Annotated in this window: 20 protein-coding genes and 1 pseudogene; 11 read left to right on the top strand and 10 right to left on the bottom strand. The window is 59.0% G+C overall.

Annotation, left to right across the window (positions count from 1 at the left end; genetic code table 11):
• Positions 1-34: 34 nt before the first annotated feature.
• Positions 35-271 carry a hypothetical protein gene (locus AC07VR_RS16585; protein WP_494991458.1) on the top strand — a complete coding sequence of 79 codons (237 nt, stop codon included), beginning with the start codon at positions 35-37 and terminating at the stop codon, positions 269-271.
• An 88-nt stretch (positions 272-359) separates the two neighbouring features.
• Entirely contained in the window at positions 360-1,253 is an 894-nt protein-coding gene (locus AC07VR_RS16580; protein WP_495011864.1) for a LysR substrate-binding domain-containing protein, read from the top strand.
• Here the strand turns inward: AC07VR_RS16580 and AC07VR_RS16575 are convergent.
• The 5 genes from AC07VR_RS16575 to AC07VR_RS16555 all read right to left on the bottom strand — a co-directional run bounded on the left by AC07VR_RS16575 (position 1,219) and on the right by AC07VR_RS16555 (position 6,453).
• Positions 1,219-1,836: a GNAT family N-acetyltransferase gene (locus AC07VR_RS16575; RefSeq protein WP_495011863.1), complete on the bottom strand. Its 618-nt coding sequence runs from the start codon at positions 1,834-1,836 to the stop codon at positions 1,219-1,221. The genes AC07VR_RS16580 and AC07VR_RS16575 overlap by 35 nt on opposite strands.
• 14 nt (positions 1,837-1,850) lie before the next feature.
• Positions 1,851-4,106 (bottom strand): Orn/Lys/Arg family decarboxylase, encoded by a 2,256-nt coding sequence (locus AC07VR_RS16570; RefSeq protein WP_494991455.1) that lies wholly within the window; start codon positions 4,104-4,106, stop codon positions 1,851-1,853.
• A 103-nt stretch (positions 4,107-4,209) separates the two neighbouring features.
• Positions 4,210-4,962 carry a DNA polymerase III subunit epsilon gene (gene dnaQ / locus AC07VR_RS16565; protein ID WP_494991454.1) on the bottom strand — a complete coding sequence of 251 codons (753 nt, stop codon included), beginning with the start codon at positions 4,960-4,962 and terminating at the stop codon, positions 4,210-4,212.
• Positions 4,963-5,097: 135 nt separating this feature from the next.
• A complete protein-coding gene (gene rnhA / locus AC07VR_RS16560; protein ID WP_494991453.1) occupies positions 5,098-5,550 on the bottom strand; it encodes a ribonuclease HI in 453 nt (150 codons plus the stop codon).
• Between the two features lie 144 nt (positions 5,551-5,694).
• Positions 5,695-6,453: a methyltransferase domain-containing protein gene (locus tag AC07VR_RS16555; RefSeq protein WP_494991452.1), complete on the bottom strand. Its 759-nt coding sequence runs from the start codon at positions 6,451-6,453 to the stop codon at positions 5,695-5,697.
• 65 nt (positions 6,454-6,518) lie between these two features.
• Here AC07VR_RS16555 and gloB point away from each other — a divergent pair, with 65 nt between their 5' ends.
• The 8 genes from gloB to fabI all read left to right on the top strand — a co-directional run bounded on the left by gloB (position 6,519) and on the right by fabI (position 17,134).
• Entirely contained in the window at positions 6,519-7,286 is a 768-nt protein-coding gene (gene gloB / locus AC07VR_RS16550) for a hydroxyacylglutathione hydrolase (RefSeq protein WP_495011862.1), read from the top strand.
• Between the two features lie 99 nt (positions 7,287-7,385).
• Positions 7,386-8,804 carry a transglycosylase SLT domain-containing protein gene (locus tag AC07VR_RS16545; RefSeq protein WP_494991450.1) on the top strand — a complete coding sequence of 473 codons (1,419 nt, stop codon included), beginning with the start codon at positions 7,386-7,388 and terminating at the stop codon, positions 8,802-8,804.
• Positions 8,805-8,928: 124 nt separating this feature from the next.
• On the top strand, positions 8,929-10,761 hold the full coding sequence (locus AC07VR_RS16540; protein WP_495011861.1) for an extracellular solute-binding protein: 1,833 nt from the start codon (positions 8,929-8,931) through the stop codon (positions 10,759-10,761).
• On the top strand, positions 10,758-12,611 hold the full coding sequence (locus AC07VR_RS16535) for an extracellular solute-binding protein (protein ID WP_495011860.1): 1,854 nt from the start codon (positions 10,758-10,760) through the stop codon (positions 12,609-12,611). Before AC07VR_RS16540 ends, AC07VR_RS16535 begins: the two co-directional genes overlap by 4 nt.
• A gap of 1 nt (position 12,612) precedes the next feature.
• Positions 12,613-13,686, top strand: a complete 1,074-nt coding sequence (locus tag AC07VR_RS16530) for a microcin C ABC transporter permease YejB (RefSeq protein ID WP_495011859.1) — start codon at positions 12,613-12,615, stop codon at positions 13,684-13,686.
• A gap of 1 nt (position 13,687) precedes the next feature.
• Positions 13,688-14,707 (top strand): ABC transporter permease, encoded by a 1,020-nt coding sequence (locus tag AC07VR_RS16525; protein WP_495011858.1) that lies wholly within the window; start codon positions 13,688-13,690, stop codon positions 14,705-14,707.
• Position 14,708: 1 nt separating this feature from the next.
• Positions 14,709-16,319 carry an ABC transporter ATP-binding protein gene (locus tag AC07VR_RS16520; RefSeq protein ID WP_495011857.1) on the top strand — a complete coding sequence of 537 codons (1,611 nt, stop codon included), beginning with the start codon at positions 14,709-14,711 and terminating at the stop codon, positions 16,317-16,319.
• A 20-nt stretch (positions 16,320-16,339) separates the two neighbouring features.
• Positions 16,340-17,134 carry an enoyl-ACP reductase FabI gene (gene fabI, locus AC07VR_RS16515; RefSeq protein WP_494991444.1) on the top strand — a complete coding sequence of 265 codons (795 nt, stop codon included), beginning with the start codon at positions 16,340-16,342 and terminating at the stop codon, positions 17,132-17,134.
• A gap of 102 nt (positions 17,135-17,236) precedes the next feature.
• Here fabI and AC07VR_RS16510 read toward each other — a convergent pair.
• Positions 17,237-17,392 (bottom strand): annotated as a pseudogene (locus AC07VR_RS16510) (LysR family transcriptional regulator); the annotation flags it as partial.
• Positions 17,393-17,487: 95 nt separating this feature from the next.
• Between AC07VR_RS16510 and AC07VR_RS16505 the strand changes: the two are divergent.
• On the top strand, positions 17,488-17,913 hold the full coding sequence (locus AC07VR_RS16505; protein ID WP_495011856.1) for a VOC family protein: 426 nt from the start codon (positions 17,488-17,490) through the stop codon (positions 17,911-17,913).
• Positions 17,914-17,929: 16 nt separating this feature from the next.
• Here the strand turns inward: AC07VR_RS16505 and AC07VR_RS16500 are convergent, their stop codons facing one another.
• The 4 genes from AC07VR_RS16500 to AC07VR_RS16485 all read right to left on the bottom strand — a co-directional run bounded on the left by AC07VR_RS16500 (position 17,930) and on the right by AC07VR_RS16485 (position 22,234).
• Positions 17,930-18,895 (bottom strand): GGDEF domain-containing protein, encoded by a 966-nt coding sequence (locus tag AC07VR_RS16500; protein WP_495011855.1) that lies wholly within the window; start codon positions 18,893-18,895, stop codon positions 17,930-17,932.
• Between the two features lie 66 nt (positions 18,896-18,961).
• Positions 18,962-19,561, bottom strand: a complete 600-nt coding sequence (locus AC07VR_RS16495; protein ID WP_495011854.1) for a hypothetical protein — start codon at positions 19,559-19,561, stop codon at positions 18,962-18,964.
• 1 nt (position 19,562) lies between these two features.
• A complete protein-coding gene (locus AC07VR_RS16490; protein WP_495011853.1) occupies positions 19,563-21,728 on the bottom strand; it encodes a xanthine dehydrogenase family protein molybdopterin-binding subunit in 2,166 nt (721 codons plus the stop codon).
• Between the two features lie 50 nt (positions 21,729-21,778).
• Positions 21,779-22,234 carry a (2Fe-2S)-binding protein gene (locus AC07VR_RS16485; RefSeq protein WP_494991439.1) on the bottom strand — a complete coding sequence of 152 codons (456 nt, stop codon included), beginning with the start codon at positions 22,232-22,234 and terminating at the stop codon, positions 21,779-21,781.
• Positions 22,235-22,284: the final 50 nt, after the last annotated feature.

Raw genomic sequence — 22,284 nt, 5'->3', positions numbered from 1 at the left:
AATTGAGTGATTTATCTCCAGAGGTTCTAAGCAGATGGCAGCAGTACTCGTCGGACAATTCCATGCAAGAGACGCGCAAGGCCGTGTCTATTCAGTGCATGAGTTCCAGGAATCCACCCCCTCGCAAGACAGCCTGACTGGCTCGCAGCCTGTTACCACCTATCGCCTGGCCATTGGTGACCGGGTCAACAAACTGGATGACAACCAATTCATGCTGGTTCAAACAGGCGTTACCATCGTTCGTGAGCCCCAAACAACGATCTCCTCATAACCTGCGGCCATGAGCAGAAGTCATATGCGCGGACTTGGGTTAGGATTCAGTCACTGAATCCCTCACCTGCTGGACATGGACTTCAAGCATGCGTTTACGTCATATCGAAGTGATCCAGGCGCTCCTGCAAACCAGTCATCTGGGCACTGCTGCCGAGTTGCTGCAATTGCCGGTGGCCGAGGTCGAAGCGATCCTGCGTGATACCGAAGACCAGCTGGGCTTCATGCTGTTCGCCAGTGTGCGCGGGCGGCTGCAAGCCACTCGCGAAGCACGTGAGCTGCAAGTCGGGATCACCCGCGTGTATGAAGCGCTTGAGCCCGTGCAGCGACTGGCCAGTAGCCTGAAGCAGTATCAGGCGCCTCCTTTGCGGATCATCTGCACACCAGCGCTTGCGCAGCAATTATTGCCGCAGAGTGTCGCAGCGCTGCGCCGAAGATTTCCCGATGCACCTTGTAGCCTTTCCAGCCAACCGACCCGCGACATCGTCAAAAGCCTGTTATTACGGGAAAGCGTTCTGGGTTTTAGCCTGTACGACCCCGACCACGGCGACATCCATTGCGAGGTTGTTGCTCAAGGCAAACTGCAACTGCTGGCCCCCCATGGCTGGCTGCAACCCAAGCAGAAGTACATCTCCCTACAGGACCTGGCGGGCCAGTCAATGGTCGGCCTGGAAGGGCATGAGCCGCTTAGCGTGATGTTCGACAGCAAGCTGCAAGCCTTGCGCCCGGCACCGGTGATTCAGACTAGGGTACAGACCTACCAAATGATGCGCAGCATGGTCGAGGCCGGGGAAGGCCTGGCCATCGTCGACCCGTTTACCGCCATTGGCGCGCGAGCCGGCGGTCTTGACGTGTGCCCACTGTCACCACCCGTGCCGATCACGCTCTACTCCCTCGCCCTCAAGAACAACACGCCGTCGCCCGCCTTGCAGGCACTGCTGGAAATTGTCACGGAAAAAGCCGAGGCGATGCTGGCAGGTTGATCATCGGCTTATCCTGCGGATCTTCAAACAAGCGATACCAGAAAATCGCCACCTCGCAGGTTTGCGGATCGATCCCGCGATAGCGCAGATGATCGATCCCACCGACTACGTAACCGCAGCGCTCGTACAGCCGACAGGCCCCCAGATTATTGTTCTGGGTTTCCAGCATGATGCCCGGCAACTTCTTCTTGCGGCTCCAGAACTGCGCGACATCCAGTAAAGCCTTGGCCACACCGTGTCGACGCGCGGGCGCATGCACCGCCAGCTCATCGATATGGGCAAAGCCATTCCAGTTGGTGCTGACCACGACATGCCCCACCGGAAGATCATCGAGATAGGCCATGAAAATTGCGCTGTCGACCGCGTCGCGGTAACTGCTGAACTCCTGCGGATCAATGCCATAACACTTGCGATAAGAGGTGACCTGCTCCAGCGGCCATTGATCGACACTTTTGTCGATTTGCGCCGAAGCATAAACACTCACGTCAAAACTGAAGTCGCTGCCCCAGACGTAGGTCGCGAAACCCTCATCGGCAACGCGCACGGACAAGCCTGGGTGCTTGGGATTGATGACAGGTCGCATGGCAGGAAAAGTCCTCAAACCTTGATGCAATCAACGGTGTAGCAACGCCCATTGCCTACGTCTTCGTGCTGCAAACCATGCACGTCCGCGACAAAGCCAGGAAAACTACTGTTGAAGGTGCGAGCGAACGCCAGGTAATCGATGATCGAGCGGGTCGCTTCAGTGAAGCGCTCGCCGGGCATGATCAGCGGAATGCCCGGTGGATAGGGTACCAGCATCACGGCGGCGATCCGTCCATTCAGGGCGTCAATGGAGACGGCTTCAACCTCACCACGCACCAGTTGGTCATAGGCGTCGGCAGGTTTCATGGAGATTTCCGGGAGTACGGTGTACATGCGTTTGAGGTGCTTGGCCGTGGCATTGCTGCGATAACAGGCATGCAGCTGGTCACACAGATCTCGCAAGCCCATTCCCTGATAACGGGCAACGTCCTGTCTCGCTATGCACGGCAGGCAGGTGGCGAGACTGACGTTGGCGTCGTAGTTGCGTTTGAACTCCAGCAACTCGGTGAGCAGCGTGCTCCACTTGCCTTTGGTAATGCCCATGGAGAACAGCACCAGAAATGAATACAGACCGGTTTTCTCCACCACCAATCCGCGCTCCCAGAGAAACTTGCTGACCACCGCTGCCGGAATGCCACGCTCGCTCAATGCGCCACCGGCGCTCAACCCAGGCGTGACCAGCGTGACCTTGATCGGATCGAGCAGTACGTAATCTTCGGCAATGTCGCCAAAACCGTGCCAGTCCGCTTCGGGCTCAAGCAGCCAGTCAGAGGTGATAACCCGATCGATACCTTCAACCGACGGTGGCTGCCAGATCGAGAACCACCAGTCATCGGCGGCGATATGCTGACGCAGATTGGCCAGGGCACGACGGAAACTCAGCGCCTCATCGAACATTTCCTGCAGCAGCGAACGGCCCGTCGTACCTTCCATCATCGCGGAAGCAACGTCCAGAGAGGCGATGATGCTGTACTGCGGCGAAGTGGAGATATGCATCATGAAGGCTTCGTTGAAACGATCACGGTCCAGTTTCCGCGCACCGCCGTCCTGCACATGGATCATCGATGCCTGACTGAAAGCCGCCAGCAGCTTGTGCGTGGAATGGGTGGTGAACACCAGGGGGCTATCGGCCGTGCGCGATGTCCCCATGCCGTAACGCCCGGCAAAGAACTCGTGAAACGCCGCGTAGGCATACCAGGCCTCGTCGAAGTGCAGCACCTCGACGCTGTTACCCAGCGTCTGCTTGATCAGCTCGGCGTTGTAGCACAGACCGTCGTAGGTCGAGTTGGTGACCACCGCCAGCTTGACCTTGGGCGGCCGGCCTTTGGTCAACGGGCTGGCATCGATCTTGGCCTTGATCGATTCAGGACTGAATTCGCTCAGTGGTATCGGCCCGATGATCCCCAGTTCATTGCGCTCCGGACACAGGTACAACGCAATAGCACCGGTCATGATGATCGAGTGCAAAACCGATTTGTGGCAATTGCGATCCACCAACACCAGATCGTCGCGCCCGACCATCGAGTGCCAGACAATTTTATTGGCCGTTGAAGTGCCATTGATCACGAAAAACGTGTGATCGGCGCCAAAGTTCCGTGCAGCGCGAGCCTCTGCCTCAGCCAACGGGCCGGTGTGGTCCAGTAACGAGCCCAGTTCCGGTACCGAAACCGACAAATCCGAACGCAGGGTGTTTTCCCCGAAAAACTGATGGAACGCCTGCCCCACCGGACTCTTGTGATAGGCAACGCCACCGCCGTGACCGGGAGTGTGCCAGGAGTAATTGGAGTCTGCGGTGTGTTGCACCAGCGCTTTGAAAAACGGCGGCAGCAGGCCATCAAGGTAACTGCGTGCGGCCCGCGCTACTTGCCGCGCGAGGAACGGTACAGTGTCTTCGAACAGGTAGAGAATGCCGCGCAGTTGATTGAGCTCACTCATAGCGTCGGCCGGGGCGTTTTCCAGGGTGACCTGCTCGCCCAGCGCGAAGATCGGCAGGTTCGGCGCGCGGACACGGGCCAGTCGGATCAACTCGGCCATGTTCTGTAGCAGATGGGTGTTTTCTCTGGCGTCTTCGGCCGCAATCAGCATGCAGGCCAGGCCGTGATGGGTCGAGGCAACCAGTCGCCCCTCGGTGTAATCCACCGCGCAAACGATACTGAAGCCTTCCTGCTCCAGTTCCCTGGCGATCCCGCGGACCCGATCACCGGCAACGGTGTCGGCCTTGATGTCCCGGTGCACGATAAGGACGGGAAATTTCAAGTCTTTATACATGGGGCTCGACGTCCTGAAGCGGCAGACCGAGGCCTGCCAATGACCTCAGGGTAGAGGGTTGAGCCCCATGTGGCGAGGGGCATTCCTCGCAAGCGAACGCAGATTACCCCTTAGCCTCGGCCAACTGCACCCAGAGCGCCGGAGCACCGGCGGACTTGGCAATCGCTTCCATCCTCGCCACGTGTTCGGCCAGGTCATTTTCACTGGCACGAATGATTCGGGTTGGCTGACGATCGGCAGGCAAACGACGAATCTCGCCAGGACGGTTGCCAGAACCTTCGCCTGAACCATTACCGTCCGAAGCATTGCCGGCCAGAGACAGGCTGGTCTGGCCGCCAGTCATGGTCAGGTAAACGTCAGCGAGGATCTCGGAGTCGAGCAACGCGCCGTGCAGTTCACGGCCGGAGTTGTCGACGCCATAACGTTTGCACAACGCATCAAGGCTGTTGCGCTGACCGGGGTGACGCTCACGGGCCATCATCAGGGTGTCGAGGATCGTACAGTGCTGAGTGATATCAGCCCGATCCTTCTGACCCATCAGGGCGAATTCATTATTGATGAAGCCGACGTCGAACGCCGCGTTATGGATGATCAGCTGCGCGCCTTTGATGAATTCGAAGAATTCTTCGGCCACTTCGGCGAAACGCGGTTTGCCCACCAGGAATTCGTTGGTGATGCCGTGGACGCCGATGGCGCCTTCATCACTTTCCCGGTCAGGCTGCAGATAAACATGGAAATGCCGACCGGTCAGGCGCCGACCGATCAACTCGACGCAACCGATTTCGACAATCCGGTGGCCGTCAGTCACCGGCATGCCGGTGGTTTCGGTATCGAGTACAACGGATCTGTTGGCCATCAGGGGTCAGCTCTCAACGGTTCATCTTTCAAAGCGCGCGATTTTAGCACGCTCTATGTCCCAGCTGGCGAAGCCTGCGTTCGCCTCGCGGTCGCGCCCGCCCTGGCGGGCGCAATCGGCACCAGACAGAGTCGTTTACGCCGGCTTGTAGCCCCGCACCTCATCCACGCCACGGTTGGCCAGCTGATCGGCACGCTCGTTACCGTGATGGCCGATATGCCCGCGAACCCATTTCCAGGTGACGTTATGGCGATTGACCTGTTCATCGAGCATCTTCCACAGGTCAGCGTTTTTCACCGGTTCCTTCGCAGCGGTTTTCCAGCCGCGTTTCTTCCAGTTGTCCATCCACTCGTTGATGCCTTTCATCACGTATTGCGAGTCGGTGACCAGCAGCACGTCGCAAGGGCGTTTGAGCTCTTCCAGGCCACGAATCGCCCCCATCAGCTCCATGCGGTTGTTAGTGGTATTGGCTTCGCCACCCCAAAGTTCTTTTTCAACGCCCTTGCACACCAGCAATGCGCCCCAGCCGCCAGGGCCGGGGTTGCCCTTGCAGGCGCCGTCGGTGAAGAGTTCTACGCTATCGCTCATGCCAACCTATCCAGAAAATGCCTGTGGCTTGCCGATCGTTGACCGGCAACGTCCCAGGGCCTGCTGATGCAGGGTGACAAGCCGTCACCAAACGTCAACAGACCCTTGGCCGGGCAAGCCCGGCCGGGGAATATAAAGAGTGTTTTACGGCTCGATGTGGCGACGATTGACCTTGGCCATCGGCAACGGAATCAGCTTGCCCATTGGTTCGCGCCGAACCTGACGCACCGGCCTCAAGCCAACCACGATCTTGCGTGCCACCAGCAAATAAAAGCCGCCGCCGGACAACTGCCAGTCGCCGGCCTTGCGCTCCCAACCGGCCAGACGGGCCTGCCAGGCGGGGGACGCAAGCGGCGGACGATAGCACCCGAAGCGGCGTTTCTCCAGCGCAAAGCCCAGCAGGTTCAGCCAGTCGCCTACCCGCGAAGGCGAAATGCAGCGGGCCTTGCTTAGCGCGTCATGGGCGAACACATGGCGCAAGCCCCAGCTACTCCAGGGGTTGATTCCGACAATCAGCAAATGTCCGCCAGGACGCACGCTGCTGGCGGCTTCACGGAGCAAACCATGGGGCGACAGGCAAAAATCCAGACCGTGCTGCAATACCACCACGTCGGCGGCATGCTCACTGAGCGGCCAGGCCTGCTCCTCGCAGACGATCTCCACCCCGGGTAGCGGTGCACCGAGCCGGACATTGCGCTGCACTTGCGGTGCCGCTGGCGGCGCCTCGGCCGAAGGACCGTAATGCACCAGGTAGCCGCCAAAGAACCGCCCCAGCTCGTCTTCGAGCATGCGCCGTTCTTCATCCAGCAAAAATTGCCCGATGGGACCTGACAGCCACTCACGGGCCGCGCTGATCAATGCCAACCAGTCAGGATCAGCCTGAGCGAACGCTTTATCGGTCATTGCATTCTCCAACTCGCCAAGAAGTTCTAAGATGCGCCATTGTTTTCCGCTTGGCGAATCCGACGATGATACAGATCAGTGCCCTGCCCGCCTTCACCGACAACTACATCTGGTTGTTACAAGATCACAGCACCCGGCGCTGTGCCGTGGTCGACCCGGGTGATGCCGCGCCGGTACAGGCATGGCTTGAGCAACATCCTGAGTGGACGCTGAGCGACATTCTCGTCACGCACCATCACCATGATCATGTCGGAGGCGTCGAGCAACTGAAAAAAGCCTCGGGTGCCAAGGTCTACGGTCCGGCGAGCGAAAACATTCCGGCGCGTGATGTGGCCCTGAACGACAACGACCGCATCAGCGTGCTCGGCCGGGATTTCGAGGTATTGGCCGTTCCAGGCCATACCCTGGGGCATATCGCATTTTACCATCACGGGCTGCTGTTCTGTGGCGACACCCTGTTCGCCGCCGGTTGCGGGCGTCTGTTTGAAGGTTCGCCGCAACAGATGCACAACTCTTTGACGCGTCTGGCGGCCTTGCCTGAAGACACGCTGGTGTACTGCACCCACGAATATACCCTGAGCAATCTGCGTTTTGCCCAGGCCGTCGAACCGACCAACCCGTACATCGCTGAACGTCTGGCGACGGTTACTCAATTGCGAGAAACCGGCCGCATGACCTTACCCTCGACCCTGGCCCTGGAAAAACTCACCAACCCTTTCCTGCGTACTGGCGAAACATCCGTTAAACAAAAAGCGGACGAGCGGAATGGCCTGGATAACCGGGCTCCCAGTGCAGTTTTCGCTGCCTTGCGCGCCTGGAAAGATAAGTTCTAAGCCGAGCCACCATTGGTACAAAAATTCTGAATGGTTGACCGCACCTTCCGTGCTTTCTAGAATCGCCCGACATTTTTGCCCGGAACTTTCTTCCAGCCAATGTCGTCATCTATTCGTAAAACCAACAATTCAGACGCATTGACCCGCCTGGCTCAAGCCATCGCGGTGGCTGTGTCCGCCACCCTGGCGGGCTGCCAAAGCACCAACTATGCCCCGCAAACCGACGCGGTGCACACTCCGAATCTTTCCAGCCACATCAAGCAAAAGCCTATCTGGCTCAACGAAAAACCCAATCCGCAAGCCGCTCAGGATGTCTGGGAGCGCATGCGCCTGGGCTTCCAGTTGCAAGAGGGCCTTGGCGTAAACCCGCGCATCGAGCAACAGCGCTTGTGGTTCGCCAGCAACCCGTCGTTTCTGGAAAACGCCGGTGACCGCGGCAGCCTGTATATCCATTACATCATCGAACGCCTTGAAGAACGCAATATGCCGCTGGAGCTCGCGCTGCTGCCGGTGATTGAAAGTGCCTACAACCCGTTGGCCTACTCCCGGGCCGATGCCGTTGGACTGTGGCAGTTCATCCCGTCCACCGGGCGTTACTTCAACCTGCGTCAGACCCGTTTCTACGACGGCCGCCGCGACATCACAGCTTCGACCACTGCCGCACTGGATTACCTGACCCGTTTGCATGACATGTTCAACGGCGACTGGCTGCTGGCGCTGGCCGCCTACAACTCTGGTGAAGGTACTGTCAGCCGGGCCATCGAGCGTAACGAAAGACTCGGCCTGCCGACTGACTACTGGAACCTGCCGTTGCCTGCCGAAACCCAGGCTTATGTACCTAAACTGCTGGCCTTGTCCCAGGTGGTGCTGGCGCCCGAAGCTTATGGCGTCAACCTGAGCCCGATTGCCAATGCACCCTACTTCCAGGTCGTCGAAATCAATCAGCGCATGGACCTGTCCCGTGTCGCTGCCGTGGCCAATATCGACGAAGACGAACTGTTCCAGCTCAACCCGGCCTTCAAGCAACGCACCACCATCGATGGCCCCCAGCATTTGCTGGTGCCGACGTCCAAGGCACAGTTGCTGGCCGACAGCCTGTCGACCATGAAACCCGAAGAGCTGATCAGTCAGCGCCCGCTCAAACCCGTCTTCGAGGGTATGGACAGCCACGAACTGGCCAGGTTGAAACGCAACTATCGGGTGAAACACGGTGACAACCTGTCGTTGATCGCCAAGGCCAACAAGGTCGACATCAAGGATTTGCAACGCTGGAACAAACTGACCGGCAAAAATCTGAAAGTCGGGCAGACGCTGGTCATGCAAGACACCAGCAAAGGCAAAAGCAACGGCGTTGCCAGCAGCAAGAAGGCGACCCAGTACAAGGTCAAGCAAGGCGACTCGCTGTACATGGTTGCCAAACGTTTCAATGTAGAGATGCAGCACCTCAAGCGCTGGAACCCGAACACGGCCAAGGCACTGAAGCCGGGGCAGACGCTGACCGTTTATTTATCGCATTGAGAGCGGTTAAAGTCAGGCGCTTGTGGCAAGCCCCCTCGCCACAGGTGCACGACCTTTTTCCTGTCGATACAAGCTGTTACTGTACCGATCACAAAGCCCAAGCCGCCTGGATCGGATCTCTGCCTTGACGCGTCCCCTCCTCCTGCTCCTAATCAGTCTGGCCTTGAGCTTTCCCGCAAGCGCGACGATCAGCGAAAGCCATGGTTATGCGCAGTTCGGCACGCTCAAGTATCCGGCCAAATTCACCCATTTCGATTGGGTCAATCCTGCAGCGCCAAAAGGCGGTATCTTGCGGATCATGGCATTTGGCACCTTCGATACACTCAACCCCTACACGTTCAAGGGCACCAGCCCGGTTTCGACGCCCAACTTCCTGCAATACGGCGTCAACGAGCTGAATGAACCCCTGATGGCCGGCACCGGCCAATACGCCCCCTCGGGCGATGAGCCAACGTCCAGCTATGGCCTGATCGCCCAATCCGTGGAATTCAGCGAAGACCGCAGCTGGGTGGTGTTCAACCTGCGGCCCGAAGCGCGCTTTCACGATGGCACGCCGATCACCGCCTACGACGTAGCGTTTTCCTACCGCTTGCTGCTCAAGGAAGGCCATCCGCAATACCGGACCAACCTGCAGGAAGTGCTACGGGTCGACATCCTCAACCCGCAACGTATCCGCTTCGTCTTCAAACGTGCTGGCAATCCACTGATGATCTTGCGTCTGGGCGAACTGCCGGTGCTGCCACAGCATTACTGGGAAGGCCGCGACTTCAAGGCTACTTCCTTTGAGCCGCCATTGGGCAGTGGTCCTTATCGAATCACCCAGGTACAACCCGGTCGACAGCTGGTGTTCGAGCGGGTCAAGGATTACTGGGGCAAGGACCTGCCGGTCAATCGCGGCAAATACAACTTCGACCGGGTCGAGGTTGAGTTCTACCGCGACAGCGATGTGGCCTTCGAAGCGTTCAAGGCCGGCGAGTTCGATATCTACATCGAACACCAGGCCAAGAACTGGGCCAATGGCTATAACTTCCCGGCGGCAGGCCGTGGGGAGGTGATCAAGGCGCAGATCGCCCACCAGATTCCGACCCAGACCCAAGGGCTGTTCATGAACGGCCGCCGCAGTACTTTCGCCGATATCAAGGTGCGCGAAGCACTGGGCCTGATGTTCGATTTCGAGTGGACCAACCGCACACTGTTCAGCGGTGCCTATAAACGGGCCATGAGCTACTACCCCAACAGCGAGTTTTCCGCCACAGGCGTTCCGGTCGGCCACGAATGGCTGATGCTCGCGCCGTATCGCAACCAGTTGCCCGCCGACCTGTTTACCCAGCCCTTCAGCCTGCCGCAAACCGATGGCCGCGGCATCCCGCGGGAAACCCTGCGTCGCGCCCTCGGGCTTTTGGCTGAAGCCGGCTGGAAGCTCAATGGTCAACGCCTGCAGAACAGCGCCGGCCAGCCCCTGCGTTTCGAAATCCTGCTGGTCAATCCCAACCTGGAACGGCTTCTGCAACCCTACGCCGAGAACCTCGCCAGCATCGGCATCGACGCCCGCCTGCGCACAGTGGATCGCGCGCAGTACAAACAGCGCCTCGACCAGTTCGATTTCGACATGATCCTGATGACTCTCGACCAAACCCTCAGCCCGGGCCTGGAGCAATGGCAGTACTTCCATTCCAGCCAGGTCGGGGTCAAGGGCAGCAAAAACTATGCGGGTATCGCCAACCCGGTGGTCGATCATCTGCTGGAACAGTTACTCGCGGCCAAGACCCGCGACGAACAACTGGCCGCAGGCAAAGCCCTGGACCGGGTACTGTTGTGGCAGCATTACATTATCCCCAACTGGTATCTCAATTATCACCGCCTGGCGTACCGCAACCGGTTCGCCTTCGTCACCACGCCCCCTTACGACCTGGGTCTGAGCGCATGGTGGCTGAAGCCTTCGGAGAAAGCCCAATGATGCCCTTGCGTGCCCTGCTCCTGCGGGCCTGTGGCCTGTTGTTCACGGGACTTGCGTGCGCTGCCCAAGCTGCCCCGCAACATGCCCTGACGCTGTACAACGAACCGCCTAAATACCCGGAAGATTTCAAGTACTTCAATTACGTCAACCCGGATGCGCCCAAGGGCGGCACCTTCCGCCAGGCCGGTTTTGGTGGCTTCGACAGTCTCAATCCGTTCATCAACAAGGGCGTTCCAGCCGACAACATCAACCTGATCTACGACACCCTGGCCAAACAGGGGCTCGACGAGCCATTCACCGAATACGGCCTGATCGCCAGCAAAATCGAAAAGGCCCCGGACAACACCTGGGTGCGCTTTTACCTGCGACCCGAGGCCCGTTTCCACGATGGCCACCCGGTTCGTGCCGACGACGTGGTGTTCAGCTTTCAGACCCTGATAAAAAATGGCGCCCCGCTGTACCGCGGTTACTACGCTGACGTCGAAGAGGTGGTCGCCGAAGACCCGTTGCGAGTACTGTTCAAGTTCAAACACAATAACAACCGCGAATTGCCGCTGATCCTCGGGCAATTGCCGGTATTGCCCAAACACTGGTGGGAAAACCGCGATTTCAGCAAAGGCAACCTGGAGATCCCGCTGGGCAGTGGCCCCTACAAAGTCACTTCGGTGAAGGCCGGGCGCTCGATTCGCTATGAGCGGGTCAAGGACTACTGGGGCAAGGATCTGCCGGTCAACCGTGGTTTCTACAACTTCGACACCATGGCCATCGATTACTACCGCGACAACACCGTAGCACTGGAAGCCCTGAAGGCCGGTCAGTTCGACTATTGGCTGGAAATGACCGCGAAGAACTGGGCCAATGCCTACAACATTCCGGCGGTTACCGAGGGTCGATTGATCAAGGAACAGATCCCCAACGGCAACCCTACCGGCATGCAAGGTTTTGTCTTCAATCTGCGCCGCCCGGTGTTCCAGGATGTTCGGGTGCGTCAGGCCCTGAGCCTGTTGCTGGACTTCGAATGGACCAACAAGCAACTGTTCAACGGCGCCTACGTACGCACCCGCAGCTACTTCGAAAACTCGGAAATGGCCGCCACTGGTCTGCCGGATCAGGATCAACTGGCGATCCTCGATCCGTTCAGAGGAAAAATTCCCGAGCAGGTGTTCAGCGAGGCGTTCCAGAACCCGCTGACCGACGCCAGCGGCATGATCCGCACCCAGCAGCGCAAGGCCTATCAACTCTTGCAAGAAGCTGGCTGGCGCATCGTCGACGACAAAATGGTCGACGCTAACGGCAAGCCGGTGATCATCGAGTTTCTACTGGCCCAGACCGAGTTCGAGCGGGTACTGCTGCCGTTCAAGCGCAACCTCAGCGATCTGGGGATCGATCTGGTGATCCGTCGGGTCGACGTTTCCCAGTACATCAATCGCCTGCGCTCGCGGGATTTCGATATGGTGGTCGGCAGCTTCCCGCAGTCCAGTTCGCCGGGCAACGAACAGCGCGAGTTCTGGAAGTCCGAAAGTGCCGACAAACCCGGCAGCCGCAACTCCATGGGCTTGAAAGACCCGGTCATCGACCAGCTTGTCGATCAGTTGATCAACGCCGATTCGCGCAAAAGCCTGGTAGCCCATGCTCGCGCCCTCGACAGGGTATTGCAGTGGGGCTACTACGTGATCCCGAACTGGCACATCAAGACTTGGCGCGTCGCGTACTGGAATCATCTCGGTCACCCCAAGGTCTCGCCGACCAATGAGGTGGGCATTTCCACCTGGTGGATCAAACCCGACGCCAAACCGGCGATAGAAGTTCAAACCAAGGTGCAAGCCGAACCTGCAGGCGTGGAGCAATAAGATGCTGGCGTATATTTTTCGGCGACTGTTGCTGATTATCCCGACCCTGTTCGGTATTTTGCTGATCAACTTCTTGATCATCCAGGCGGCCCCCGGTGGACCGGTAGAACAGATGATCGCCAAACTCGAGGGGTTCGAAGGTGCCACCAGCCGCATCGCTGGCGGCGGCGCAGAAGTGTCGGTGGCCGGTTCCAGCTACCGCGGTGCCCAGGGCCTGGACCCGGCACTGGTCAAAGAGATCGAGCACATGTACGGCTTTGACAAGTCGGCGCCGGAACGTTTGTGGATCATGGTCAAGAACTACGCCACTCTGGATTTTGGCGACAGCTTTTTCCGCGACGCCAAGGTCGTCGACCTGATCAAGGAAAAATTGCCGGTGTCCATTTCACTTGGGCTCTGGAGCACGCTGATCATGTATCTGGTGTCGATTCCGCTGGGGATTGCCAAGGCCACTCGGCACGGCAGCCATTTCGACGTCTGGACCAGTTCGGCGATCATCGTCGGCTACGCAATCCCGGCGTTTTTGTTCGCCATCCTGCTGATCGTGGTGTTCGCCGGTGGCAGTTATTTCGACTGGTTCCCATTACGAGGCCTGACCTCGAACAACTTCGATGAACTGAGCTGGGTCGGCAAGATCCGAGACTACTTCTGGCACCTGGCACTGCCCGTGACGGCACTGGTGATCGGCAACTTCGCGACCATGACCTTGCTGACGAAAAACAGCTTTCTCGACGAGATCAACAAGCAATACGTGATCACCGCCAAGGCCAAAGGCCTGACCAATCACGGAGTGCTTTACGGTCACGTGTTCCGCAACGCCATGCTGCTGGTGATCGCCGGTTTCCCGTCAGCCTTCATCGGGATCTTCTTTACAGGCTCCTTGCTGGTGGAAGTGATTTTCTCCCTCGACGGCATGGGCCTGATGAGTTTCGAAGCGGCGATCAACCGCGACTACCCGGTAGTGTTCGGCACGCTATTTATCTTCACCCTGCTGGGTCTTGTAGTGAAACTGATCGGCGACCTCACCTATACCCTGGTCGATCCGCGTATCGACTTCGAAAGCCGGGAGCATTGAGATGAATCTTTCCCCCCTCAATCGCCGACGTCTCGAACTGTTCAAGACCAACAGGCGTGGCTGGTGGTCGCTATGGCTGTTTCTGATCCTGTTCGGCGCAAGCCTGGGTGCCGAGCTGATCGCCAACGACAAACCGCTGGCCGTGCATTACGACGGCGGCTGGTATTTCCCGGCGCTCAAGCGTTATCCGGAAACCACCTTCGGCGGCGAATTCCCGCTGGAAGCCAACTACAAGAGCCCGTACATCCGCGAACTGCTGAAGGCCAAGGGCGCCTGGATCCTGTGGGCGCCGATTCCATTCAGCTATCAGAGCATCAATTACGACCTGAAAGTCCCGGCACCCGCGCCGCCTTCGGCCGATAACTGGCTGGGCACCGACGATCAGGGTCGCGACGTGCTGGCCCGGGTAATCTACGGGTTTCGGGTTTCGGTGTTGTTCGCCCTGACGCTGACCATCCTCAGTTCGATCATCGGCGTGATCGCCGGTGCCTTGCAGGGTTTCTATGGTGGCTGGGTCGACCTGGCCGGGCAGCGTTTTCTGGAGATCTGGTCCGGGTTGCCGGTGCTGTATCTGCTGATCATCCTCGCCAGTTTCGTGCAGCCGAACTTCTGGTGGCTGCTGGGGATCATGCTGCTGTTCTCCTGGATGAGCCTGGTGGACGTGGTGCGCGCGGAGTTCCTGCGTGGTCGCAATCTCGAATACGTACGTGCCGCCCGGGCGCTGGGCATGCAGAACGGTGCGATCATGTTCCGCCACATCCTGCCCAACGCCATGGTGTCGACCATGACCTTCATGCCGTTCATCCTCACCGGCGCCATCGGCACCCTGACTGCTCTGGATTTCCTCGGCTTTGGTCTACCCCCCGGCGCGCCGTCCCTAGGCGAGCTGGTGGCCCAGGGTAAATCCAACCTGCAAGCGCCGTGGCTGGGCATGAGCGCCTTCGCCGTGCTGGCGATAATGTTGAGCCTGCTGGTGTTTATCGGCGAGTCCGCTCGCGACGCCTTCGACCCGAGGAAGTGAAATGCATCAGGACAATCTGATCGAAGTCCGCGACCTCTCCGTCGAGTTTGTCGTCGGCGAACGCCGCCAGCGGGTGGTCGAAGGCGTCAGCTTCAATATCAAACGCGGTGAAACCCTGGCCCTGGTGGGCGAAAGCGGATCGGGTAAATCGGTGACCGCGCATTCGATCCTGCGCCTGCTGCCCTACCCCTTGGCACACCATCCGACCGGCGCCATCCTGTACGCCGGACAGGACTTGCTGAGCCAGAGAGAAAAAACCATCCGCCACATCCGTGGCAACCGGATCGCGATGATCTTTCAGGAACCGATGACGTCGCTGAACCCGCTGCACTCGATCGAGAAACAAATCAACGAAGTGCTCGGTCTGCACAAAGGCCTGAGCGGCAAAGTCGCGACCAAACGCACACTGGAATTGCTTGAGCTGGTAGGCATCCCCGAGCCACACAAACGCCTCAAAGCCCTTCCCCACGAGTTATCTGGCGGCCAGCGGCAAAGGGTGATGATCGCCATGGCCCTGGCAAACGAGCCGGAACTGCTGATCGCCGACGAACCGACTACCGCCCTGGACGTCACCGTTCAGCTGAAAATCCTCGAGTTGCTCAAGGAGTTGCAGGCCCGTCTGGGCATGGCGTTGCTACTGATCAGCCACGACTTGAACCTTGTACGAAGAATTGCGCATCGGGTATGTGTCATGCAGCGTGGTTGTATCGTCGAACAGGCATCGTGCGAAGAGTTGTTCCGCGCACCACGGCATCCTTACACTCAGGAGCTGCTGGCAGCGGAGCCTCGCGGCAACCCGGCGACCAATATGGCCGGCGCGCCGTTACTGGAAGTCGAGGATCTGAAAGTCTGGTTCCCGATCAAGAAAGGCTTTCTGCGCAACACCGTCGATTACGTGAAAGCGGTAGATGGCATCAATTTCAGCCTGCCTCAGGGCCAGACCCTGGGGATCGTCGGTGAAAGTGGTTCCGGCAAATCCACCCTGGGCCTGGCGATCTTGCGGTTGATCGGCAGCAAAGGCGCGATCCGTTTCGAGGGCAAGCAGCTAGACTGCCTGACGCAGCAACAGGTTCGACCGCTGCGGCGGGAAATGCAGGTGGTCTTTCAGGACCCCTTCGGCAGCCTGAGCCCACGGATGAGCGTGGGCCAGATTGTCGGCGAAGGCCTGCGGATTCATAAGATGGGCACGCAGGCCGAACAGGAACAAGCGATTATCGCAGCGCTCAAGGAAGTAGGTCTGGACCCGGAAACCCGGAACCGCTACCCCCATGAGTTCTCCGGCGGGCAACGACAAAGAATCGCCATTGCCCGGGCATTAGTGCTAAAACCGGCGTTGATTCTGCTCGACGAGCCCACTTCGGCGCTCGACCGGACAGTCCAGCGCCAGGTAGTGGAGCTGCTGCGTTCACTGCAAACCAAGTACAACCTGACGTATTTGTTTATCAGCCATGACCTGGCGGTAGTCAAAGCGCTCAGCCACCAGTTGATGGTGGTCAAGCACGGCCAGGTGGTCGAACAAGGTGAGGCGCAAAACATTTTTGCCGCACCGCAACATCCCTATACACAGCAGCTGCTGGAGGCCGCTTTTCTGGCCCCAACAGCTGTCGAATAACCTGAAGAGAGGAGCAACACATGGGTTTTCTCGCCGGTAAGCGCGTACTGATCGTCGGTGTCGCCAGCAAGCTGTCCATCGCATCCGGCATCGCTGCCGCCATGCATCGCGAGGGCGCTGAGCTTGCCTTCACTTATCAGAACGACAAACTCAAAGGTCGTGTCGAAGAGTTTGCCGCTGGCTGGGGTTCGGGCCCTGAGCTGTGCTTCCCTTGCGACGTGGCCAGCGATGAAGAAATCGCCAAGGTCTTCATCGATCTGAGCAAGAAGTGGGATGGCCTGGACTGCATCGTCCACTCCGTCGGCTTCGCCCCGGGCGACCAACTGGACGGCGACTTCACCGAAGCCACCACCCGTGAAGGTTTCCGCATCGCTCACGATATCAGCGCCTACAGCTTCGTGGCCCTGGCCAAAGCCGGTCGCGAAATGATGAAAGGCCGTAACGGCAGCCTGCTGACCCTGTCGTACCTGGGTGCCGAGCGCACCATGCCGAACTACAACGTGATGGGCATGGCCAAGGCTTCCCTGGAAGCGGGCGTTCGTTACCTGGCTGGCTCCCTGGGCCCGGAAGGCACTCGCGTCAACGCCGTATCGGCCGGCCCGATCCGCACCCTCGCCGCCTCCGGCATCAAGAACTTCCGCAAAATGCTGGCCGCCAACGAAGCGCAAACTCCGCTGCGTCGTAACGTAACCATCGACGAAGTCGGCAATGCCGGCGCCTTCCTGTGTTCGGACCTGGCATCCGGCATCAGCGGCGAAATCATGTATGTAGACGGCGGCTTCAACACCACCGCCATGGGCAACCTCGAAGAGTGATGCCCACGCTGTGAAAAAACCCGCCAATTGGCGGGTTTTTTATGAGCCCGCTCCCCCACTGAACTACGCCTCCTGAACGCCTTCCGGCAAACACCGGGCAAACAGCTGTTGAATGGGCAAATTACCCTGGTCATGCAGTACAAGTAGCACGATCTCCCGGCGAATGACCTGTGCAGACAGCTCCTTGGGTAGCTCAAAGGGCGGTTTGATCAGCATCGCCAGATCGACTTCGCCAGTGTCGACCTGACTCAACAGATCGAAATAATTTGAGCTGGACGCAAAAATTTGGGTCTTTCAATCAAAAACAACAAGTCTAGAATCAGTTCGACTCCCTACAACCGAGGATTGATCCTATGAAACTTTCTCCCTTTCACCTGGCCATCCCGGTTTTCGATCTACCTGCAGCGCGCCGTTTCTATGGCCAAGTGTTCGGCCTGGAAGAAGGTCGTTCCAGCGATCACTGGGTCGACTTCAATTTTTTCGGCCATCAACTGGTCATCCATGAACATGCCAAAACCGCTTCGCAAGAATCCGCACACACCAATGCCGTGGACGGTCATGACGTTCCGGTCCCGCATTTTGGCGTGGTGTTGGCGATGGATGAGTGGGAAACCCTGGCCGAACGACTGAAATCCCTCGACACCCGGTTCGTGATCGAACCCTGCATCCGTTTCAAGGGCCAGGTGGGCGAACAAGCCACCATGTTCCTCTTCGACCCTTGCGGCAATGCCCTGGAGTTCAAGGCATTCAAGGACATCGATCAGTTGTTCGCCAAGTAAGCCTGAGGACGAGGTATTAACGTTTCCTGAAAACCTGCTTATGTGTATGTATCGCCCAGTCGGCATCGGCCAGCAAATCCTCGATCGATTCGTGACGCTGCAGGTCATATTCGATCTGGCCGACGCTGAAGCGGATGGCGTAGCCGCGCTGCAAGGTCGAGTTACGCTCATCCAGAATCTCTTGCAGGCGCGCCATGATTGCCGAAGTCTCCACGTGATGGGAGCCGGTCAGCAACGCCACGAATTCATCCCCATCCAAACGGCCGATCACATCACTTTCACGAAACGCGATGCGAAGCACGTCAGCGAAGGTTTTAAGCGCGTTATCACACTCGGCATGGCCGTACCAATCGCTGATCCGTTTGAAGTCGTCGAGGTAAAAAAATAGCAGCGTCGCCGGTTTTTTCAGCCGTTTACAAGCGCTCAACCCGTGTTGGGCCAAGGCCTCGAAACCATGGCGATTAGACAGCAGCGTCAGTTCATCCATGCTCGCCACCTGCACTGCCGCCAACTCCTGCTCAGCCATGCGCGCAAGCTCACTTAGCAGCTCGCGCTCTTCGTCGTTCAGTTGGCGGGGTTTCGTGTCGATCAGGCACAAGGTACCGAGTGTGTCGCCATTAGCGGCGGTCAGCGGGCAGCCCGCATAAAAACGAACGCCTGGTTCGCCGACGACCAGCGGGTTGTCATGGAAGCGCTCATCGCGCTGCGCATCCAACACCATCAGCATCTGGTCCTCGAGGATCGCATGGCCGCAAAAGGAAATATCACGCCCGGTCTCACTGACCGCCAGCCCAGCGCCGGACTTGAACCATTGCCGGTCTGCATCCACCAGACTGACCAAGGCGATCGGCACATTGAACACGCGCCTGGCCAGACGGGTCAGGCGGTCGAAGCGCTCCTCCGGGGAGGTGTCGAGGACATTCAACGAGCGCAGAGTCTCTACGCGGGCATTCTCATTGACAGGTTTGATTGGGGCCAGCATCACGCACTCCTTTGGCATGTATGTTCCGTTGATCAGTCCACACGCGGATTTACTCCGCGATATCTCTCACCTTAGCTGAGTCGTCTCCATGCCGTGCCCCAGCGGGCACGGCCCACCCGCTGTGGCCCACAGTTTGAACTGGGTGACAAAAATGTCATGGGCGACCGGCACCGGTGCCCGTGTTCCGCCGGGGTTCCAGCCCCACAGCACCAGTTTGTCGTCGCTGACGTGTTTGATCAGCGCGGCAAAGTCGCGGTCGCCATTACTCGATTTATCCTTGATGAGCTGGCACAGCTTATCGGCCGGCAGGCCAATCCAGGCCATTTTGTGCGCGGGCGGCGGCAGGCTCCAGTTCGGCGCGCCCGGTGGCGCGTGAGGTCCGTAACTGGCGGGAGGATTGGTCTCGGCGTGGCAGGTTGCGCAAGGCAATCCCGCCGCACCCTTGCCGTCCTCACCGCGCACCACGTCCATGGCATGAGGAACGCCGGCATCGAATTGCAACGGCGAATCGCCGGGTATGTGGCAGTTCTGGCAACGCGGGCTCTGGAAGACTTTCTGCACCGTGGCAAAGGCTGCCAGCGCCGCCTCATCCCTGGCAAACAGATCGTCGGCATAGCCACCAAAGCCGATCAATATCAACGTGCCCAGAAACAACTGTCTTTTCATCTCAAACCCCTGCCAGGCGCAACGGTAATTCGCGCAAGCGTTGACCGGTCAAGGCAAACACCGCGTTGGCCACCGCCGGCGCCGTGGGCGGTACACCGGCTTCACCGATGCCACCGGGCTTGTCGCTGCTGGGCACGATATGCACCTGGACCAGCGGCATTTCGTTCAGGCGCAGCACCTGATAGTCATGGTAGTTGGACTGCACAACGCGTCCCGCCTTGATCGTGAGTTTGCTGTGCAAGGTCGAACTCAGGCCAAAGGCGATGCAGGACTCCATTTGCGCGGCAATGCTGGCCGGATTCACCGCAATTCCGCAGTCCACGGCGCAGACAACCCGATGTACACGGATCGCCAGGTTGTCCTGCGAAACTTCGGCCACCTGAGCGACGTAACTGCCGAACGACTCATGCACGGCAACCCCCAACGCATGCCCATCGGGCAAGGGCGCTCCCCACCCGGCCTTCTCCACCGCCAGATTCAGCGCGCCCAAATGCCGCGGGTGGTCCTTGAGCAACATCCGCCGGTATTCCACCGGATCTTTACCGGCCGCTGTGGCCAACTCATCGATCAACGACTCCACGACAAACGCGGTGTGACTGTGCCCCACCGAACGCATCCACAACACCGGGATCCCGGTTTTCGGTGAATGCAGATCCACCTGATGATTCGCCAGACCTTTCATATAAGGCCCGTCGGCCAGCCCCTCGACGGACGTACCGTCGATACCGTTCTTTACAAAACCTGCTTCGAACGGTGTGCCAGCCATGATCGACTGCCCCACCACCACGTGCTTCCAGGCAATCGGTAGCCCATCAGCACCAAGACCGATACGCGCCTGATGCAAAAACGCCGAACGGTAGTAACCGCCGCGCACATCATCCTCGCGGGCCCAGACAGTCTTGACCAGTGCCTGGGCCGCTTTGGCCACCTGCACCGCTTCGCTGACAAAGTCCGACGACGGGTTGGCTCGCCGGCCAAAACCTCCGCCCAGAAAGGTCGTATGGATCTCGACTTGCTCGGGCTTGAGGCCAGTGATTTTCGCTGCAGTTTGCTGATCCATGGTCTGGAATTGAGTGCCAGTCCAGATTTCGCATTTGTCCGCAGTGAGCTTGACCGTACAGTTGAGCGGTTCCATCGGCGCATGGGCCAGGTACGGCACGCTGTATTCGGCGACGACGGTTTTCACCGCCTTGGCCAAGGTGCCAGCCGCATCGCCAGCCTGGGTCGCAGACACGCCTTGCGTGGTGGCCAACTTGCGAAATGTTTCCAGTAGCGTCCCACTGTCCAGATCGGCATGGGGCCCCAGGTCCCATTCGACCTTCAGTGCATCACGGCCCAGTTTCGCCGCCCAGAAATGCTCGGCAACCACCGCAACGCCGGTGGGCACCTGCACCACCTTGCGTACCCCCGGTATCGCCATGGCTGCTGCGCTGTCGAAGGATTTGACGGTACCGCCAAACACCGGCGAACGAGCGACCATCGCCGTCAGCAGCCCCTCGAACTGCACGTCCATGCCGAACCGGGCCCGCCCAGTGATTTTCTCCGGGGTGTCGAGACGTTTGGTCGGCTTGCCGATCACTTTCCAGTCTTTCGCCTCCTTGAGCTTTATCGAGGCCGGATCCGGCAGCGGTAGCTGACCGGCGTCATTGGCCAACTCGCCATAACTGGCCCGATGATCACCGGCAATGACCTGTCCTTGCTCGGTACGAATTTCGGAGGGAGCGACGTTAAAGCGTTTGGCAGCCGCCTCGATCAACATGATCCGGGCGGTCGCTCCGGCCAGACGGTAACGGTCGAACTCCATCCAGGTGGACGTCGAGCCACCGGTCATCTGCATCCCGCCAAACGCCGGCAAGCCATAAACCGCCGCTGCCGGAGCATGTTCGACGCGAATCTTCGACCAATCGGCGTCCAGCTCCTCGGCGATCAGCATGGACAACCCGGTCCAGATGCCTTGACCCATTTCCGAATGCCCCAGCAGCACCGTGACGCTGCCATCACTGGCGATGCGCAGAAAGGCGTTGGGCGCAAAAGGTCTGTCCGTCCCTGACTCAGCCTGGGTGAAACGATGGGCCCCGGGAATGACAAAGGCCACGACCAGGCCTCCGCCTATCAGTACTGTGCTTTTGAGAAAGTTACGCCGCGAAGTCTCTATCACGCGATTCATCGCCAAGCCTCCAGGTCCACAAGTACGTGCCAACGGCGCACCGCGGCTTTTCAGCCGAGCTCGGCCGCGCGCTTCACTGCAGCGCGAATACGTGGATAGGTACCGCAACGACAGATATTCCCCGACAAGGCCTGATCGATATCGCGGTTGCTCGGCGAGGGAATTTTCGCCAGCAAGGCTGCTGCCGACATGATTTGTCCGGACTGACAGTAACCGCACTGCACCACATCGAGCTCAGCCCAGGCCCGCTGCACCGGGTGCGAGCCGTCTTTCGACAGGCCCTCGATGGTGAGGATTTTTTGCCCTTTGGCCACCGCCGAGGCCGGGGTGATACAGGAGCGCAACGGCGCGCCATCGACATGCACGGTGCAGGCACCGCATTGCGCAATGCCGCAGCCAAACTTGGTGCCAGTCAGGTGTGCCACGTCGCGCAGCACCCAAAGCAGTGGCATGTCATCGGCGACGTCGAACTGCTGCGCTTTGCCGTTGATGTTGAGCGTAAGCATGGTTATCCCTCATGCCGATGACAGGACTCACGGGGTCCTTGAGCTGCGAC

Source organism: Pseudomonas sp. GW821-FHT02H09 (genome assembly GCF_059421425.1).
The sequence above is the reverse complement of the archived record's forward strand: the minus strand, read 5'-3'. Positions and strand labels throughout refer to the sequence as shown.